The sequence below is a fragment of the Alistipes sp. 56_sp_Nov_56_25 genome, assembly GCF_001915285.1.
Taxonomy (GTDB): Bacteria; Bacteroidota; Bacteroidia; order Bacteroidales; family Rikenellaceae; genus Alistipes; species Alistipes shahii.
Genome location: NZ_MNQF01000003.1, coordinates 200,347 through 216,745, shown reverse-complemented (window position 1 = coordinate 216,745; position 16,399 = coordinate 200,347). Strand labels below are relative to the sequence as shown.

The following is a 16,399-nucleotide window of genomic DNA, read 5'->3' as shown; positions in this document are numbered from 1 at the left end:
GCAACATAAAATCGAGAATCTTTTTGCAAAATTATTCACAACTTTGTCACATCAAAAATAGTGCAACCCTCTGTCATGTTAAACAACACACGGACATATAGCGATATATGGCAAAACTGCTTGGACCAGATCAAGGCCCGGACCTCCGCCGAGGAGTTCGAAAAGTGGTTTCAGCCCATCGTCCCGCTCGAATTCGACGGCACGACGCTTCGCTTGAGGGTTCCCAACGAAAGCTACGTCCGCCAAATCGAGAAGAACTACATCCCGTTCCTCAAACCGATCATCTCGCAGCTCTACGGGCAGCAGACGAGACTGCACTACGCCGTGCCCCGTGCGACGGCTCCGGCGGTTCCCGTAGCGGCCGACGCCGACACGACAGCCATCTCGCGTTTCAATGCGCAGACCAACACCGCAAATATAAAAAATCCTTTTGTAATTCCGGGTGTCAAGAAGCTTATCGTCGATCCGCAGCTGAATCCGAACCTCACGTTCGCGACCTTCATCGAGGGCGAGTGCAACCGGCTGGCCCGCTCGGCGGGCATGTCCGTAGCGGTGAACCCGGGAAACAACCCCTTCAATCCTCTTTATATATATGGGGATTCGGGGCTGGGAAAGACCCACATCGTGCAGTCGATCGGCCACGAGGTGCGCCAGCGCCACCCGGAGTTGCAGGTGCTGTACGTCTCGATGAACAAGTTCCAGGCGCAGTTCCAGACGGCCTACAAGAACGGCGAGATTCCCGACTTCATCCACTTCTACCAGATGATCGACGTGCTGATCATCGACGACATCCAGGAGTTGACGGGAAAGACCGGTACGCAGAACGCGTTTTTCAACATCTTCAACCACCTGCAACTGGCGGGCAAGCAGCTGATCCTCACGTCGGACAAGCCGCCCGTCGAGTTGAAGGACATCGAGCAGCGACTGCTGACCCGTTTCAAATGGGGACTGTCGGCCCAGCTCAACACGCCGGACTACGACACGAAGCTCAAGATCATACGCGCCAAGGCGCAGAAACTCGGGGCGCAGATCACGGACGACGTGGTGGCGTACCTGGCGGACAACATCTCGGCCAACGTGCGGGAAATCGAAGGCGCATTGTCGTCGCTGGTGGCCAACGCCTCGTTCCTCGGACGCAAGATCACCACGTCGCTGGCCAAGGAGATTCTGAAGGTCTACGTGAAGCTCTACCAGAAGGAAATCACCATCGACCACATCATCGAGGTCGTGTGCGAATACCTCAATCTGGACTTCGCACGCTTCAACTCCACGGAGCGCACGCGCGAAATCGCCCAGGCCCGGCAGATCGCCATGTATCTGGCCAAGCAGCACACCAAGGCGCCGCTGACGACGATCGGGTCGGCCATCGGAGGCCGCAACCACGCCACGGTGCTCCACTCGTGCAAGGCCGTGACGAATCTGATCGAGACCGACAAGGCGTTCCGCCGCCAGGTCGAGGAGATCGAAAAAAAGGTGCTCGCCCAATAAATTGGGTACACATACCGTCGGTACAAACAGAGGGTCGTGACAGACAATGTCACGACTTTTTCGTATATTTGGAGTCACTAACCCTCAAACCCATGAAAAAGCCCCTTTCGATCATCACCGCAACCGCGATTCTGGCGGGTTGCAGCCAATCGACAGCCGTAAAATTCACCCTTACGGGCCGCGACCCGGCGTTTACCGACGGAAAATACATGTACATCATCACCTATGCCGGAGGCCCGGAGACCATCATCGACTCGGCGCGAATCGACAACTCGTCCTTCGCAATGAAAGGAAGCTGGCCCTATCCGGTGAGCGCCTTCCTCTATATGGGACGAGGCGCCGACGGAGAACAAATCAGCGACTCGGATTTCATCCTCGAAACCGGCGAGATCCGTGTTGAAAAGCGCAATGAAGACGAATTCATCCTGACCGGAACGCCGCAGAACGAGTTCAGGAACGAACTGCCGCAAAAAGTCGCCGGGTTGAGGCAAAAAGGCCTTTCCCCGCTGCGTACGGCCGAAGCCTGCGACAGTTTATTCCGCGCGGTCGTTCTCGAGAACCGCAACGCCCTGGCGCTATCCCTGCTGGAGAACGAATTACTGACCAATCGTCCCGGACGCGAGCTTCTGCCATTATTGGATTCGTTCCCGGCTGCATTTCAAAAGCATCCCGCCCTGCTCGGACTGCGCAAGACGATCGCCGGGATGCGCGCCGATGTCGGAACATCTTATGCCGACATCACGGGACAGACGCCCGAAGGGGATACCGTTTCACTCGCCGCGACAGTCCGTAAACCGGGCAACCGCTACGTGCTGCTCGACTTCGGCGCCCTCTGGTGCGGGCCTTGCCGGGCGGAGTTCCCGAACCTCGCTGCGCTTTACGAGAAATACCACAGCCGGGGATTCGACATCTTCGGCGTCTCCTACGACGCCAACCGCAAACGATGGCTCGAATGCATCGAGACCTACGGCATGCGCTGGACGCAGATTCATCAGGGATTCGGTCTGCACCCGCGCCAGACACAGGCGTGGAGCGACTATACGCTGGGCGGCATCCCTTCCTGCTTCCTGATCGACTGTGCGACGGAAAAGATCATAGCCAAACAACTGCGGGGCGAAGCCCTCGCGCAGAAACTCTCCGAACTGCTCGACTGACCGCCTATGAACCAACCCGAAAGCGGGTCGTGACAGACAATGTCACGACTTTTTCGTATATTTGCCGAAAACAGCATGAAAGCGTTCGTCACTCTTTTGATTGCGTCCTTTTCAGGAATCGCAAACTGCCATGCAATTATTCCGGATACCGTATATATCAGGAAGCCGGAAAGCATGGGGCTGATATATAGAAATTTAGAAGTCATCACAAACGACGGCTATAAAATCGAAACCTGGTTTTTCCCTGCACAAAACCCGCCGTCCGAGAGCGAGCTGCGGAATCCGAACGAAAACCGCCGAACCCACGAAGCGCCGGGTGAGGCAAAGCGCCCGACCATCATCATATGCAATGGCGATGCAGGCAATATGTCCTACTTCCAACTTTATCTGGCGAAGAACTGGACCTCCCGGGGGTTCAATGTCGTGACTTTCGACTGGCGCGGATTCGGCAAGAGCTCACCCTTTGCAATGGATCGCAACTACCTGTGTTATACGGAAATGCTGGAAGATTACCGGGCTGTCATACGGAAGACCTCCGAACAGGAGGAAGTTCTGGACGGAGCGACGGCCATCGTCGGCTGGTCGACAGGCGCCTATCTCTCCATGATTACGGCACACACCGACAATCTGGTGAATGCTTTCATCGGCCGTTCCCTTCCGACGGATTTCGACGATTTCATCCCTTTGGTCATGCAGTACAAAAACAAGACCCGCAATGAATTGCTGGTTCCGGATGATTTTCCGACCGAACTGATGCCCGTACATATCGCTCCGGAATTCGAAAAACCCCTGTTCCTGATCGTAGGCGAGAACGATTTCCGCACTCCCGTCTGGATGAGCAGGAAAATAATCGAATCGCTGCCCGAAACGACACCCAAAGAGTTGATGATTGTCGAAAATGCCGCTCACGGCGGAAAGGAAGACCCGATGCTGATTGCATTCGATGACTTCATAAAAAGAACATCCGACTTTCTTATGGCTAATTTACGACCTCTGCACGGCGAACGGCCGTCTGCTGCCGAATAATTATGGACCAACCCAAACTCGAACGCCTGCTGCGGCTAATGAAGCTGCTGACGGCCAACACCACCTACAACGTCGACCAGCTGGCCGAACGGCTCCAGATGTCGCGCCGCACGGTCTACCGGTATATCGACACCTTTCGCGAGGCGGGGTTCGTGATCAAGAAATCGGGCGACTGCATCCGTCTCGACAAGGAGTCGCCGCACTTCCGCGACATCTCGCAGCTGGTGCACTTCACCGAGGAGGAGGCCGTGATCCTGAAAAACGCCATCGAGAACATCGACGACACCAATATGCTCAAGCAGAACCTCAAGCGCAAACTCTACTCCGTCTACGACAACAAGACGCTGGCCGACACCGTCGTGCGGGGCAAAAACGCCCCGAACATCCGGCGGCTGATCGAGGCCATCGAGCAGGAGCGGCAGGCCGTGCTGCACGGCTACCTGTCGGCCCACGGAGGCGGGGTCCGCGACCGCAGGGTAGAGCCTTTCGCCTTCACGACCAACTACGTGCAGGTGTGGTGCTACGACCTCGAAAGCCACACGAACAAACTCTTCAAAACCTCGCGTATCGGCTCCGTGGAGCTGTCCGAAGCGGCGTGGGAGCACCAAGAAGCCCACAGCGAGGGATTCATCGACGCCTTCCGCATGCACGGCGGGGCGCGCCGCCGCGTGCGGCTGGAACTGGGAACGCTGGCCTACAACCTGTTGTGCGAGGAGTATCCGCTGGCCGAACGCGATGTGAAACCGCTGGGGCGGGGACGCTGGTCGCTCGACACGGAGGTGGCCGGAATGGCCGGGGTGGGACGCTTCGTCGTGGGGCTGCTGGACGACATCCGCATCGTCGACTCCCCCGAGCTGACGGGCTATATCCGCGAATATATTGCGGCAAACACCCCGAAAATGTAAATTTTTCACTATATTTCCACAAACTTTGAAAGCAAACCGCATGAAACGAAATCACCTCCTGACGACCGGCGCGCTGTGCCTCGCACTCGCCGCCGCATCGTGCTGCCGGCAAGCTCCGGCCCCGCAGGCAAAAGCCTCCGCCGAACCCGTCTCGCTGAAAGATCACGGAGCCGAACCGACGGTGCTGAACATCGAAAGCCACACGCTCGCGAACGAGAATTTCCGGACCGCATTGTGGACCGGCAGCAACTTGCAGGTGACGCTGATGGCGATTCCCGCCGGCGGCGACGTGGGGCTGGAACAACACCACGACATCGACCAGTTCCTGCGCGTGGAGGAGGGCACGGCACGCGTGATGATGGGCGACAGCGAGGACAACCTCGACTTCGTGCGCGAGGTCTCGGACGACTATGCGATCCTGGTCCCGGCCGGAAAATGGCACAACATCGTCAACACGGGTGACAAACCGCTGAAAATCTACTCGATTTACGCCCCGGCGGAACACCCCCACGGCACGGTCCACAAGACCCGGCAGGAGGCCATGGAGGCCGAACACCACCATTAGCCGAACGACCCGCCGACAGCTGTCGGCGGGTTTATTTTACATTTTTCACCGTTGTGTCACAACCTGTCACTCGCAGACCGTTCCTTTGCAGCGTGAACCAAAAACAAAACGACAATGGGAACAGCTTACAGAATCAGGTGCAAGCACTGCGGAGCGCAGTTCGAGCACTCCATGCAGCCGGGCTACGGCCTGCTGCCGATGTGCGTCGGGTGCGGCGAATACGTCGAGACCGAAACGGCCATCCGGTGTCCTGCCTGCCTGCACCGGCTCAACACCACGCAGGAGGAGTTCAACGAGCAGATCGAAGTGACCTACCAATGGGATTAGGCCGCAAAAAAGTCGCCCGGGAAGCATGAAAATCGCCGGAAAATTCATACCTTTGAGAAAATAATCTCTTTTTCGGAAAACGCTATGACACAGTTGCAGGCGGGGGAGATGGCCCCCGATTTCAAGTCCACGACCCAAGACGGTGAGCCTCTGACGCTTGCCGATCTGCGAGGACAGCGCACGATACTCTATTTCTACCCCAAGGACAACACCTCGGGCTGTACGCTCGAAGCCAAAAGCCTGCGCGACGGCAAGGCCGAACTGACACGGATGGGATTCCGGATCATCGGCGTAAGCCCCGACAGCGAGAAGTCGCACCGCAGTTTCTGCGACAAGCACGACCTGAATTTCACGCTGCTCTCCGACACCGACCACTCGGTGTGCGAAGCCTACGGCGTGTGGGCCGAAAAGTCGATGTACGGCCGCAAGTACATGGGTGTGCTGCGCACGACGTTCGTCATCGACGCCGAAGGCCGCATCGAGAAGATTTTCACCAAGGTGGACACCAAGAACCACTACCGGCAGATCATTGATTCCTACAAGTAAGGACAGGATACAATTTGTCCCGCCGATGTGCGTCCGACCGCCGTATTCGCCGCCTGAAGCGTCGTTTACGAATCCGACCCCCCCCCTAAATCCCCGTCTCGGGCGGGGACCCGACGCCGCAAGGCGGCGAAACAACGGCTCCCGCCGCTCGGCGAAGTTCGACAGCAGCGGACCGAAACAAAGTTAATGATACAAAACAAAACCATAATGGCAGAAAAAGTACAGATAAACGCGGACAAGCTCAAAGTGCTGGACGCAGTGATGCAGAAAATAGAGAAGGACTTCGGCAAAGGCTCGATCATGCGCATGAACAGCACCGAAGTGAACGACATTCCGGTCATCCCGACGGGTTCGATCACGCTCGACATGGCGCTCGGCGTAGGCGGCTATCCCAAGGGCCGCGTCGTGGAGATCTACGGTCCCGAGTCGTCGGGCAAGACCACGCTGGCGATTCACGCCATCGCCGAGGCGCAGAAGGCCGGCGGCATCGCGGCCTTCATTGACGCCGAGCACGCCTTCGACAGTTTCTACGCACAGAAACTGGGCGTGGACGTCGACAACCTGCTCATTTCGCAGCCCGACAACGGCGAGCAGGCGCTCGAAATCGCCGACTCGCTGATCCGTTCGAGCGCCATCGACATCATCGTCATCGACTCCGTGGCGGCGCTGACGCCCAAGGCCGAGATCGAGGGCGAGATGGGCGACTCGAAGATGGGTCTTCAGGCGCGCCTCATGTCGCAGGCGCTGCGCAAACTCACGTCGAGCATCTCGAAGACCAAGACCGTCTGCATCTTCATCAACCAGCTGCGCGACAAGATCGGCGTGGTCTACGGCAACCCCGAGACCACCACGGGAGGCAATGCGCTGAAATTCTACGCTTCGGTGCGTATCGACATCCGCCGCATGTCGGTCATCAAGGACGGCGAGGACCAGCTGGGAACCCGCACGAAGGTCAAGGTCGTGAAGAACAAGGTGGCCCCTCCGTTCAAACGCGCGGAGTTCGACATCATGTTCGGCGAGGGCATTTCGAAGATCGGCGAGATCGTCGACCTGGGCGTCGATTACGGCGTGGTCAAGAAGGCCGGATCGTGGTTCTCCTACGGCGACCGCAAGATCGGACAGGGACGCGACGCCGTCAAGGAGCTGCTGAAAAACGACGAGGAGCTGCGCAACGAGATCGAGGCCAAGGTCCGCGAAGCCATGAAGACCACCAAAAAGGAGTAGTCTATGGGATATACTGCCGAGGATGAGAACCTTATAAAGGAGAAATGGGACGACCTGCTCCTCTCGTGCACCAAGATCTGCAAGAACGACGAGGACTGGAACTTCATCAAACGTGCATTTTTCCTGGCCAAGGAGGCACACGAGGGGGTAAGGCGCCGCTCCGGCGAGCCGTACCTCCTGCATCCTATTGCAGTAGCCAAGATCGTCATCGAGGAGATCGGGCTGGGCGTGAAATCGGTCGTCGCGGCCCTGCTGCACGACGTCGTGGAGGACACGGAATACTCCGTGGAGGACATGGAACGCATTTTCGGCCCGAAAATCGCCTCGATGGTCGACGGACTGACGAAAATGTCCGGCGTGTTCAACGCCGACACCTCCGAGCAGGCCGAATATTTTCGTAAAGTGCTCCTCACGCTCTCCGACGATGTACGGGTGATCCTGATAAAGATCGCCGACCGCCTGCACAACATGCGCACGCTGGGGGCGATGCCGATGAACAAGCAGATCAAGATCACGGGCGAGACGATCTACCTCTTCGCGCCGCTGGCCTACCGGCTGGGGCTCTACTCGATCAAGAGCGAACTGGAGGACCTCTGCATGAAGTACCGCTTCCCGCAGCAGTATGCCGAAATCACGCAGAAATTGCAGGAAAGCGAAGCTTCGCGCCGGGAGTTCATCAACAAGTTCAACGCCCCGATCATCGCCTCGCTCAACCGCGACAACATCAACTACGAGATTTCGGGACGCGTGAAAAGCGTCTACTCGATCTGGAGCAAGATGCAGCGCAAGCAGATTCCTTTCGAGGAGATTTACGACCTGTTCGCCATCCGCATCGTCTTCAAGCCGCTGCCGTTTCCGTCGGAGAAAACCCAATGCTGGCAGATTTACTCCACGATCACCGACATTTACACCCCCAAGCCCGACCGGCTGCGGGACTGGATTTCGATGCCCAAGGCCAACGGCTACGAGGCGCTGCACTCGACGGTGATGGGACCCGACGGAGTGTGGGTCGAGGTGCAGATCCGCACGCAGCGCATGGAGGACATCGCCGAACGCGGGTTCGCCGCCCACTGGAAATACAAGCATGCGACCATTTCGCAGGACGAGGACGAATTCGACAAGTGGCTGAAACAGATACGCGCGGCGCTGAACAGTCCGACGGAGAACGCCGTGGACTTCCTGGACAACTTTAAGTTATCGCTGTATACATCGGAAATAGTGGTGTTTACACCCAAGGGCGAAGCCCGGAAAATGCCGTTCGGAGCCACGGCCCTCGACTTCGCCTACGACATCCACTCGAAGATCGGAAACAGCGCCATCAGCGCCAAGATCAACCACAAACTCGAACCGATCACCACGCAGATCAACAGCGGCGACCAGATCGAGATCATCACGGCCGACAACGCCCGCCCCAAGCCCGAATGGCTCGAAACGGTCACCACGGCCAAGGCCAAACAGTCGATCAAGAGTTTCCTCAAACGCGAACGGCAGAACAACATCGAGCGGGGCATGCAGATGCTCGACGAAAAGATGAAGTCGCTGAACGTCAAGTTGAGCGGCCGCGTACTGCGCAAGATCACGCCCATTTACGACAGCAAGAACAAGGAGGAGCTGTACAGTAAGATCGGAGCGGGAATCGTCTCGCTCGACAACCTGGACAAAGCCCTCAAGGTCAACTCCAAGAGCAAGATACTCAAATTCTGGACCCTCTTCATCCCCCAGAAGAAGGAGGACGAGACGGACGATGCCGCAATTCCGGGCGAAATCGCCCCGGCAGAGGAGGCTCCGGCCACGGAACCGCAGTTCGAAATCGCGGAGTGCTGCAAGCCCATTCCGGGCGACAAGGTGGTAGGGTATCGAGACCCCGCCTCGGGAAACATCATCGTACACAAGGCCACGTGCGACGAGCTGAACCGTCTTGCGACACAGTTCGGCCGCAACATCGTCAAGGAGGAGATCAAATGGTCGCAGCACAAGGCCATGTCCTACCTGGTGACCACGGAACTGCGCGGCATCGACCGGCAGGGCATCCTGCTCGACCTGGCGAAGGTCGTAAGCGCCGATTTCAACATCAATATCCGCGAAGTGAACATCCACAGCCACGACGGCATCTTCGAAGGCAACGTCAGCCTCTACGTGAAGGACGCCGAAAGTCTCCACGCCGTGATGGACAAACTGCGCAAGATAAAGGGTATAGAGAGTGTCAAACGAACATTGAGTTAAAGACATGGATGATTTCGCAACGGTAATATGGGTCGTGATCATCGCCGGAGCGATGATATTCAACGTCGTATCGCAATCGCGCAAGGCCCGCGGAAAAGGCGCCCGCACACCCGGCCACGAAGAGGCGTGGCCCTCGCAGGCACACCCGGAGTCCGAACCGGACCCGATGCCGGCTCCGCGCCCTGCGCCGTGGCCCGTTGCACCCGTTTTTCCGGACGAATGCCAGAGTCTGGAGGAGATTCCCACCGAGGAATACGCACCGGAACATACGACGCCGAAAGCCGCCGGGAGGGGGCATTTACGCCACCAGACCGTCAACCGGCTCATGGACGACAGCGGGAATGACGAAATCGCCGCGCATTCCCTCACGAACAATGCACCGGATGCGGCAACAACGTCCCAGACCGAAGAATTCAACCTCCGGCAGGCGATTATCTACTCGGAAATACTGAAACCCAAGTTCGAGGAATAAGATGCCTGAAACCAAGCCTAAAGCCCTCTTGACGCCCGAAGAACTGCGTTGGCGGGCCGCCGCCCGGGACCCGGACAAGGCAAAACGCAATCTGAAACTGCAATACATCCTGCTCGGATGCGCAATCGCCGCAAGTATCGGATGGGGAATCTACTTATTCCGTACCGATGTCATCTCCCGGTCGGACTGGTTGGGAGCGTTGGGGATCGCCCTCTCCCTCGTCAGCATCCTTCTCGGCATTGTCAATAACAGGCGTATTTTGGTGGGCAAGAGGCCCTGGGGCGATCTCTGACCCACTCTCTCCACAGCAGAAACCTCGATAAATGACGAAAATGACACCTCGGGAAAATAAATGGCTGGAAGACTACCGCCGCCGGGAAGCCGCGAAAACGGTCCGAATGCAGCGCAGGGCGCTTTGGTTCTGGGGTGCGTTATTCACGACATGGGCGATTTTCGGGCTTTTCGCAGAACCGGACAAGTTCACATTCACCGACAGCCTGCTGCTGATAATGATCCTTGTCAATGTATTTAACAGCATCAAGGAACTGATCCGCAATAAACGAATCGCCGCAGAAAAAAATGCAGCCGAAACTTCGGAAGACGCCCCGGTCGCTAAATAGGCAAAACCTAAAAACAAAGATATGGCAACTATTTTTTCACGCATCATCGCAGGGGAGATCCCCTCGTACAAAGTAGCCGAAAACGAAGACTACTATGCATTTCTCGACATCAATCCGCTGACAAAAGGCCATACGCTGGTCGTCCCCAAAAAGGAGGTGGACTATATTTTCGACCTCGATGACCGAACGCTGGCAGGCATGATGCTTTTCGCCAAAGAGGTCGCAGCCAAAATCAAGCGGGAAATAGCGTGTGCAAGGGTAGCAGTCGTCGTTTTAGGCCTCGAAGTGCCCCATGCACACATTCATCTGATCCCCATTCAGAGCGAAAACGACGTGGATTTCCACCGCGAAAAGCTCAAACTGACGCCGGAAGAGTTCTGCGAAATAGCCGACAAACTCTCGAAATAGAAGGCTGTTTACAAATCTACAACAAGCTGTATTTAAGCCGGATAGTGGGTTATCAACACTATCCGGTTTCTTTTTATTTAACATAATAAATCCGAAATCCGGAGATGTTAACAAAATGTCTGATAAGGGTTCGGAAATAGCTTGAAAATGCATTCATTTTTACAAAATAGGGTAGTGTATTTACAAATGTAAACACATAATGTCCGCGTTATTTCCATATGTAATTACATTTGTAAATCACATTTGTTTGTTAAAGATGTCAATAGTTACAATTGTAATAATCCGACATCCTTTAAATAAACTGCAATTCCAGAGCGATCAACAAGCGATTAAAATATTAAACATTGAGCAATATATACTCATTAATCAGTCATTTACGAATATTACTTAAAGAAACAATTCAATATCATATAGTCTAATCCATCAATAACCAGCTACAAGTAGACTGCGCCAATAGTGCACAGCGTAAATATTCAAATACCATATATTTATCGTTATTTATCTAAAATAACGCTTTAACAAATAGATTGCATGCAAATTTAACCATATCGACTTATTTACACTTGTAAACTTTGTCGACACTTATTAACATTTTACAAATGTAGATTTTACTTGTTTTACAAAAGAAAAAACTTTATATTTGTAAAAATTTGCGCTGATGAGGGAAAAATTGCTCGATCTGATGAAAAACGAAGGATTGAAGCCGAGCCAGCTCGCGGAACTGCTCGAAATCAATCCGGCGGGAATTTCCCATATTCTCGCCGGGCGAAACAAACCGGGCTTCGATTTGTTACAAAAGATTCTCCGGAGGTTCCCGCGAATCAATCCCGACTGGCTGCTGCTCGATTCCGACAAGATGTATCGCGACAGCGAACCCGAACAATCCGCACCGGCCACTGCGGTCGAATCGTCGATCTCCGACGGATTGTTCGGTCCGACCCGGAATACGCCGCTCAACCCGCCGCATCAGGAGCCGGCTTCGACAACGTCCGAAAATCCGGCGCCGCCGGCAACGGCTCCATTTTCCGGCACACGGACAGACGTCGCCGTCCGGCGAATCGTAATATTGTACGATGACCTTACCTTCGAGAGTTTCACGCCGACAAAGCGCTAAAAGCCATCGCCCGGAATATTTTTGTGAATGTTGCACGCACAGGAAGATAATCCGCCGCCGGCCGAAGCTTAAAATCCAAAATGAATTTAACCCGCCGGCCAATCGTCCGACCGGCGACCATAAAAAAAGCATCCTTACAGTACAAAGGTAATTGAATTAATATTGTCATTATGTTAAATTATGGTCGTTATCCGAATATTAATTGATTAATAATCAACCGTTTTTACTTATTAATATACCAGTAGATACCGCCGACAAAGACCGCTCCGCCGGCGATATTGCCCAAAGTCGCGGGAACAAGATTGGCAAGCAGAAAATCGGACACGGTGACCGATGCACCGTGCATCATGCCCAGCGGAATGAAAAACATATTGGCGATGCTGTGTTCATAACCGATTGCCACAAAACACATTATCGGGAAAAACAATCCCAGCAGCCGGCCCGCAACATCGTTGGCGCTCAAACCCAGCCACACGGCCAGGCACACCAGCCAGTTGGCGCCGACACCCCGCAGGAACACCGTGAGCCACGGCATCGAGACCTTTGCCTCGGCAATGCCGACGGCCGCCGAACGCCACGCCTCGGCAGAGAGCATGCCGGGAAGTTTCACGAGAAAACAGGCGAAAAACAGCGACCCGACAAAATTTCCGGCATAGACCAACATCCAATTTAACAACACCTTACGCCATCCATAACGTCGTCCCAATGCACCGGGGATCAGCACGGCATTATTGCCCGTAAAGAGTTCCGCTCCTGCGAAAACGACCAGCATAAGCCCCAGCGGGAAGACAAGTCCGGAGAGCAGGCGCTGCAATCCCGGAGCAGGAGCCATCGACGGAAAGCCATATCCTATCACGATGGAAAACAAGCCTCCCATAGAAATATAGGCGCCAGCTAAAAACGCTAAAATCAATATTTTGCGAACGGGAAGCGAAATCTTGTCGGAGGCGGCCCTCTCCACCAGGGCGAGGACCTCTTTCGGATTGTTTATCGGCATACGGGGATTTTAATCGGGGGCCAAAGATAAACATTTCGGCCGAAACGACAAAACAAGCCGCAAAATCCCGCCGCTACGGGTAATTTTACTACCTTTGCACAAAATACAGGGGACTACCCTACCGTATAAATCACAAATCATTGATTGTCAACCATGCGTAAATTATCGGCATACTTACTGGCAGCCCTGCTGCTCGCGGCCTGCACGCCGGAACAACCCGCCGGGGAGAATACGTTTTACGTCTCGATCCCCCCGCTGCGCAGCATCGTGGAGGGGATTGTCGGCGACGATTTCAAAATCGAGGTGCTCGTGCCGCCCGGAGCAAGTCCCGAGACGTTCGAGCCGACGCCCCGGCAGTTCGTGGAGCTGAACAAGGCACAGCTCATTTTCAACGTGGGATTGATCGACTTCGAAACCACCCTGCTGGGCAAAGTCGGGGATCAGGCGAAAGTCGTGAACTTGAGCCGCGGTATCGACCTGATCGCAGGCTCCTGCTCGCACGGCCACCACGGACACGACCACGGGCATGCCCACGGTGTAGACCCCCACGTCTGGACCTCGCCCAAAGCCCTGCAAACGATGGCCGCAAACGCCTACGAGGCAATTCGCAACGCCTATCCCGACTCGGTGAAATACGAGGCCGGCTACAACCGGCTGCGCAGCACGCTCAAGGAACTGGACATCCGCACGGCGGAGAAGATCGCCCGGAGCGGCGTGAAGTACTTCATCGTCTACCATCCCGCACTCACCTACTACGCACGCGATTACGGACTGCGGCAGGTGGCCATCGAGGCCGACGGCAAGGAACCGTCGGCCAAACAGCTGACGGCGGTTATCCGACAGGCCCGCGAGGACGGCGTGCGGCGGATTTTCTACCAGAACCAGTTCCCGGCATCGACCGTGGAGATCATCGCCCGCGACATCGACGCCGAATACGTGGAGATCGACCCGCTGGACGAAGACGCCATCGGCGCCATCGACGCAATGACCGATTCAATCACGGCAAAATGAATCTGGTAACGCTGCGCGACGTAAGTGTCGCATACGACGGCTACGAGGCCCTCCGGCACGTCGACCTGGAGATTGCGGACCTCGATTTCCTGGGGGTCATAGGTCCCAACGGCGGCGGAAAAACGACGCTCGTAAAGGCCATCCTGGGAACCGTCCCCCACACCGGAGAGCTGACTCTCGCCCCGGAGCTGTTCCGCGGGAAGGAACGGCTGATCGGCTACATGCCGCAGATTTCGGATTTCGACCGCGCATTCCCGATCTCGGTCCTCGAGGTCGTACTGTCGGGATTGCAGGGCCGCCGCGGATTCAGCTCCCGCTACACGAAGGAGGACCGTGCCAGAGCGATGGAACTGCTTGCGGCATCGGGAATCGCCGACACGGCCCGCAGCCCCATCGGCGAGGTGTCGGGCGGGCAGATGCAGCGGGCGCTGCTGGCCCGGGCCGTGATCTCGGACCCGAAGCTGCTGATCCTGGACGAACCCGCGAATTTCGTGGACAACAAATTCGAGAAGGAGCTTTACCGCACGCTGCATGAACTGAACGCCCGCATGGCGATCGTCATGGTGTCGCACGACATCGGCACGATCACCAGCGTCGTGAAGGAGATCGTCTGCGTCAACCGGCAGGTCCACCGCCACCGTTCGAACATTCTGACCGAGGAACAGTTGCGCAACTACGACTGCCCGATTCAACTGGTATCGCACGGGCACATCCCCCACACCGTGCTGGAACACCACCCCGGCGACTGCTGCCGCAACCACGAATAAAACGAACGGAGCGCCCCGCATGAGACGCTCCGTTGTTTTTCAGCGGAAGGGACTACCCTATTTCTTCTCGTTGATCTTGCTCAACTTTTCGAAAAGTTTGCCGAAAACGTCGTCCATCTCGGCGCGCAGGGCAGCGTAGTGCTTGCGGACGAGCGACGGGTTGTGCGGCTCGGCGGGATTCATCGCTTTGGCGAACAGATCGTTGCGAACGCCGACGGCCTCCTGCATCACCTCGAAAATCTCCTTCTCTTTCGAAGGCTGGAAACAGATAGCCATATCGCAGTCGAAAACAACCTCCTCAAGGCGGTAGTCAATCTCCTTCTTCAGGTTTCGTAAATTTGCCATATTCAGTCGATTTTAAAATTTTTGCTCTGACAAAGGTAATAAAACGTTTCGGATTATCAAACATTTTCGGACTGCGGCCCCGGGAATTATTTCCCGGGCGGGCGGCGGACAAAAAAGGATTCCGGATTTCCGGAATCCTTTTTCATTACATTTTTTCAAGCTCCTTGTAGGTCTTTTTGGCGGCCTTCTCGGCTTTCTTGGCGGCCTTGGCCTCCTTTTTAGCGATCTTTTTGGCAGCCTTCTCCTGCTGGCGGACTATCTTCTGCGCTTCGCGGGCCTCTTTTTTGGCGAGCCGCTCGGCGGCCCTCGCCTCCTTCTTCACCTCCCGGGACTCCTCGCGCACCTCCTTCTTGTATTCGTGCCTGTCGGGCATCTCGACGATGATTCCGTTCACCTGCTCGTCGACAACGACATACGGTTCAGCGGGTTGCGCGGGCTGCGGCTGCGGAGCCGGTTTGGGTTTGGGGATCATGGTGCGCTGCTCGACGATGTTGCCCGCACCGTAGCCGATCGTCAGTTCGACACGGCGCAGTTTCGGCAGAACGTTCTTTTTCAGGTAGCTCCATGCAGCCGGCATCTTCTTGAGCGCCAATTCTTTCTGATCGGACGACTGCTTGCCGTCGATGACGTTCAGCACGGACTGCCGGTCGGGCATCGACGACTGTGCGACCAGCGCGCGGCACGTCTCCCAATCCTCGGCGACGGAATTCACCGTCACCTTGTACTTTTTCGAGAAATCGTACTTCCTGTCGACATACGCCTTGAAATCGCCGGCCCGCTTGGCAGCCAGCGCTTCGTTGAACTTCAGCGGACCATCGGGAGAAGAATAGCCCGTGATCGTCACGGCGCAGACCTGCCGGAGCGTATCCTTCACGAGGTTGTCCACAAAGGCGTTGAGTCCGTCCAGCTCCTGCGGATTGCCGTTGAGCGCGGCATTGAGCGTCGCCAGATTGATCTGGTAGCGAATCGAATAGTCGGCGTCGCCGCGGCTTTTGACGATGAACCTGCGAACGATGTAGTCTCCGTCGGCAGTCTCCGACAGCAATACGGTATCGGCCGCAGGAGCCGGAACCGCACTCTTGGTTTGGGCCGTCGCTCCGGCAGCGGCACACAACGCGAGAGAAAGAGCGAAAGTTGATGCAAATGTTTTCACGCTAAAATAGTGTTAGTTAACGCCCTCGTCTCTCGCAAGATTCGTACCACGCTA

The 16,399-nt window shown here is 55.9% G+C and carries 19 protein-coding genes; 16 read left to right on the top strand and 3 right to left on the bottom strand.

Going from position 1 to position 16,399, the window contains the following annotated elements; genetic code table 11:
* Positions 1–75: 75 nt before the first annotated feature.
* From dnaA to BHV64_RS02675, 14 genes are all read left to right on the top strand, one after another.
* On the top strand, positions 76–1,488 hold the full coding sequence (dnaA, locus tag BHV64_RS02740; protein WP_118406444.1) for a chromosomal replication initiator protein DnaA: 1,413 nt from the start codon (positions 76–78) through the stop codon (positions 1,486–1,488).
* A 92-nt stretch (positions 1,489–1,580) separates the two neighbouring features.
* Positions 1,581–2,642: a redoxin domain-containing protein gene (locus BHV64_RS02735; protein WP_022062431.1), complete on the top strand. Its 1,062-nt coding sequence runs from the start codon at positions 1,581–1,583 to the stop codon at positions 2,640–2,642.
* A gap of 75 nt (positions 2,643–2,717) precedes the next feature.
* On the top strand, positions 2,718–3,668 hold the full coding sequence (locus BHV64_RS02730) for an alpha/beta hydrolase family protein (protein WP_168949638.1): 951 nt from the start codon (positions 2,718–2,720) through the stop codon (positions 3,666–3,668).
* Positions 3,669–3,670: 2 nt separating this feature from the next.
* Positions 3,671–4,573, top strand: a complete 903-nt coding sequence (locus tag BHV64_RS02725; RefSeq protein WP_195285626.1) for a helix-turn-helix transcriptional regulator — start codon at positions 3,671–3,673, stop codon at positions 4,571–4,573.
* 40 nt (positions 4,574–4,613) lie between these two features.
* Positions 4,614–5,138, top strand: coding sequence for a cupin domain-containing protein (locus BHV64_RS02720; protein ID WP_015547732.1), 525 nt, complete (start codon positions 4,614–4,616; stop codon positions 5,136–5,138).
* Between the two features lie 114 nt (positions 5,139–5,252).
* Positions 5,253–5,465 carry a hypothetical protein gene (locus BHV64_RS02715; RefSeq protein WP_022062434.1) on the top strand — a complete coding sequence of 71 codons (213 nt, stop codon included), beginning with the start codon at positions 5,253–5,255 and terminating at the stop codon, positions 5,463–5,465.
* Positions 5,466–5,549: 84 nt separating this feature from the next.
* Entirely contained in the window at positions 5,550–6,011 is a 462-nt protein-coding gene (bcp, locus tag BHV64_RS02710; RefSeq protein WP_015547734.1) for a thioredoxin-dependent thiol peroxidase, read from the top strand.
* A 207-nt stretch (positions 6,012–6,218) separates the two neighbouring features.
* Positions 6,219–7,235, top strand: coding sequence for a recombinase RecA (gene recA / locus BHV64_RS02705; protein WP_015547735.1), 1,017 nt, complete (start codon positions 6,219–6,221; stop codon positions 7,233–7,235).
* Between the two features lie 3 nt (positions 7,236–7,238).
* Complete coding sequence (locus BHV64_RS02700; RefSeq protein ID WP_015547736.1) at positions 7,239–9,458, top strand: RelA/SpoT family protein; 2,220 nt, start codon at positions 7,239–7,241, stop codon at positions 9,456–9,458.
* A gap of 4 nt (positions 9,459–9,462) precedes the next feature.
* Positions 9,463–9,930, top strand: a complete 468-nt coding sequence (locus tag BHV64_RS02695) for a hypothetical protein (protein ID WP_288115541.1) — start codon at positions 9,463–9,465, stop codon at positions 9,928–9,930.
* Position 9,931: 1 nt separating this feature from the next.
* Complete coding sequence (locus BHV64_RS02690) at positions 9,932–10,222, top strand: hypothetical protein (RefSeq protein ID WP_044054556.1); 291 nt, start codon at positions 9,932–9,934, stop codon at positions 10,220–10,222.
* A gap of 31 nt (positions 10,223–10,253) precedes the next feature.
* Positions 10,254–10,550 carry a hypothetical protein gene (locus tag BHV64_RS02685; RefSeq protein ID WP_015547738.1) on the top strand — a complete coding sequence of 99 codons (297 nt, stop codon included), beginning with the start codon at positions 10,254–10,256 and terminating at the stop codon, positions 10,548–10,550.
* Between the two features lie 21 nt (positions 10,551–10,571).
* Positions 10,572–10,958: an HIT family protein gene (locus tag BHV64_RS02680; protein WP_178849506.1), complete on the top strand. Its 387-nt coding sequence runs from the start codon at positions 10,572–10,574 to the stop codon at positions 10,956–10,958.
* A gap of 658 nt (positions 10,959–11,616) precedes the next feature.
* Positions 11,617–12,072, top strand: coding sequence for a helix-turn-helix domain-containing protein (locus tag BHV64_RS02675; protein ID WP_149887152.1), 456 nt, complete (start codon positions 11,617–11,619; stop codon positions 12,070–12,072).
* A 223-nt stretch (positions 12,073–12,295) separates the two neighbouring features.
* Here the strand turns inward: BHV64_RS02675 and BHV64_RS02670 are convergent, their stop codons facing one another.
* Positions 12,296–13,069, bottom strand: coding sequence for a formate/nitrite transporter family protein (locus tag BHV64_RS02670; protein ID WP_195285629.1), 774 nt, complete (start codon positions 13,067–13,069; stop codon positions 12,296–12,298).
* 153 nt (positions 13,070–13,222) lie between these two features.
* Here BHV64_RS02670 and BHV64_RS02665 point away from each other — a divergent pair, with 153 nt between their 5' ends.
* Positions 13,223–14,080, top strand: coding sequence for a metal ABC transporter solute-binding protein, Zn/Mn family (locus tag BHV64_RS02665; protein ID WP_015547742.1), 858 nt, complete (start codon positions 13,223–13,225; stop codon positions 14,078–14,080).
* Positions 14,077–14,847: a metal ABC transporter ATP-binding protein gene (locus tag BHV64_RS02660; protein WP_015547743.1), complete on the top strand. Its 771-nt coding sequence runs from the start codon at positions 14,077–14,079 to the stop codon at positions 14,845–14,847. Before BHV64_RS02665 ends, BHV64_RS02660 begins: the two co-directional genes overlap by 4 nt.
* Before the next feature lie 57 nt (positions 14,848–14,904).
* On the opposite strand, the gene BHV64_RS02655 is transcribed toward BHV64_RS02660, so the two are convergent.
* The gene (locus BHV64_RS02655) at positions 14,905–15,192 is read right to left on the bottom strand and encodes a hypothetical protein (RefSeq protein ID WP_015547744.1); all 288 of its coding nucleotides are present in this window, start codon (positions 15,190–15,192) and stop codon (positions 14,905–14,907) included.
* A 145-nt stretch (positions 15,193–15,337) separates the two neighbouring features.
* Positions 15,338–16,345: a hypothetical protein gene (locus tag BHV64_RS02650; RefSeq protein ID WP_231839930.1), complete on the bottom strand. Its 1,008-nt coding sequence runs from the start codon at positions 16,343–16,345 to the stop codon at positions 15,338–15,340.
* Positions 16,346–16,399 lie beyond the last annotated feature (54 nt).

Bases quoted from the DNA above. Each gene is read 5' to 3' on its own strand.
- dnaA (WP_118406444.1), top strand. From the start codon at position 76: ATGTTAAACAACACACGGACATATAGCGATATATGGCAAAACTGCTTG.
- BHV64_RS02655 (WP_015547744.1), bottom strand. From the start codon at position 15,192: ATGGCAAATTTACGAAACCTGAAGAAGGAGATTGACTACCGCCTTGAG.
- BHV64_RS02675 (WP_149887152.1), top strand. From the start codon at position 11,617: ATGAGGGAAAAATTGCTCGATCTGATGAAAAACGAAGGATTGAAGCCG.
- BHV64_RS02690 (WP_044054556.1), top strand. From the start codon at position 9,932: ATGCCTGAAACCAAGCCTAAAGCCCTCTTGACGCCCGAAGAACTGCGT.
- BHV64_RS02720 (WP_015547732.1), top strand. From the start codon at position 4,614: ATGAAACGAAATCACCTCCTGACGACCGGCGCGCTGTGCCTCGCACTC.
- BHV64_RS02735 (WP_022062431.1), top strand. From the start codon at position 1,581: ATGAAAAAGCCCCTTTCGATCATCACCGCAACCGCGATTCTGGCGGGT.
- BHV64_RS02725 (WP_195285626.1), top strand. From the start codon at position 3,671: ATGGACCAACCCAAACTCGAACGCCTGCTGCGGCTAATGAAGCTGCTG.
- recA (WP_015547735.1), top strand. From the start codon at position 6,219: ATGGCAGAAAAAGTACAGATAAACGCGGACAAGCTCAAAGTGCTGGAC.
- BHV64_RS02660 (WP_015547743.1), top strand. From the start codon at position 14,077: ATGAATCTGGTAACGCTGCGCGACGTAAGTGTCGCATACGACGGCTAC.
- BHV64_RS02685 (WP_015547738.1), top strand. From the start codon at position 10,254: ATGACGAAAATGACACCTCGGGAAAATAAATGGCTGGAAGACTACCGC.
- bcp (WP_015547734.1), top strand. From the start codon at position 5,550: ATGACACAGTTGCAGGCGGGGGAGATGGCCCCCGATTTCAAGTCCACG.
- BHV64_RS02665 (WP_015547742.1), top strand. From the start codon at position 13,223: ATGCGTAAATTATCGGCATACTTACTGGCAGCCCTGCTGCTCGCGGCC.
- BHV64_RS02695 (WP_288115541.1), top strand. From the start codon at position 9,463: ATGGATGATTTCGCAACGGTAATATGGGTCGTGATCATCGCCGGAGCG.
- BHV64_RS02715 (WP_022062434.1), top strand. From the start codon at position 5,253: ATGGGAACAGCTTACAGAATCAGGTGCAAGCACTGCGGAGCGCAGTTC.
- BHV64_RS02700 (WP_015547736.1), top strand. From the start codon at position 7,239: ATGGGATATACTGCCGAGGATGAGAACCTTATAAAGGAGAAATGGGAC.
- BHV64_RS02670 (WP_195285629.1), bottom strand. From the start codon at position 13,069: ATGCCGATAAACAATCCGAAAGAGGTCCTCGCCCTGGTGGAGAGGGCC.
- BHV64_RS02680 (WP_178849506.1), top strand. From the start codon at position 10,572: ATGGCAACTATTTTTTCACGCATCATCGCAGGGGAGATCCCCTCGTAC.
- BHV64_RS02730 (WP_168949638.1), top strand. From the start codon at position 2,718: ATGAAAGCGTTCGTCACTCTTTTGATTGCGTCCTTTTCAGGAATCGCA.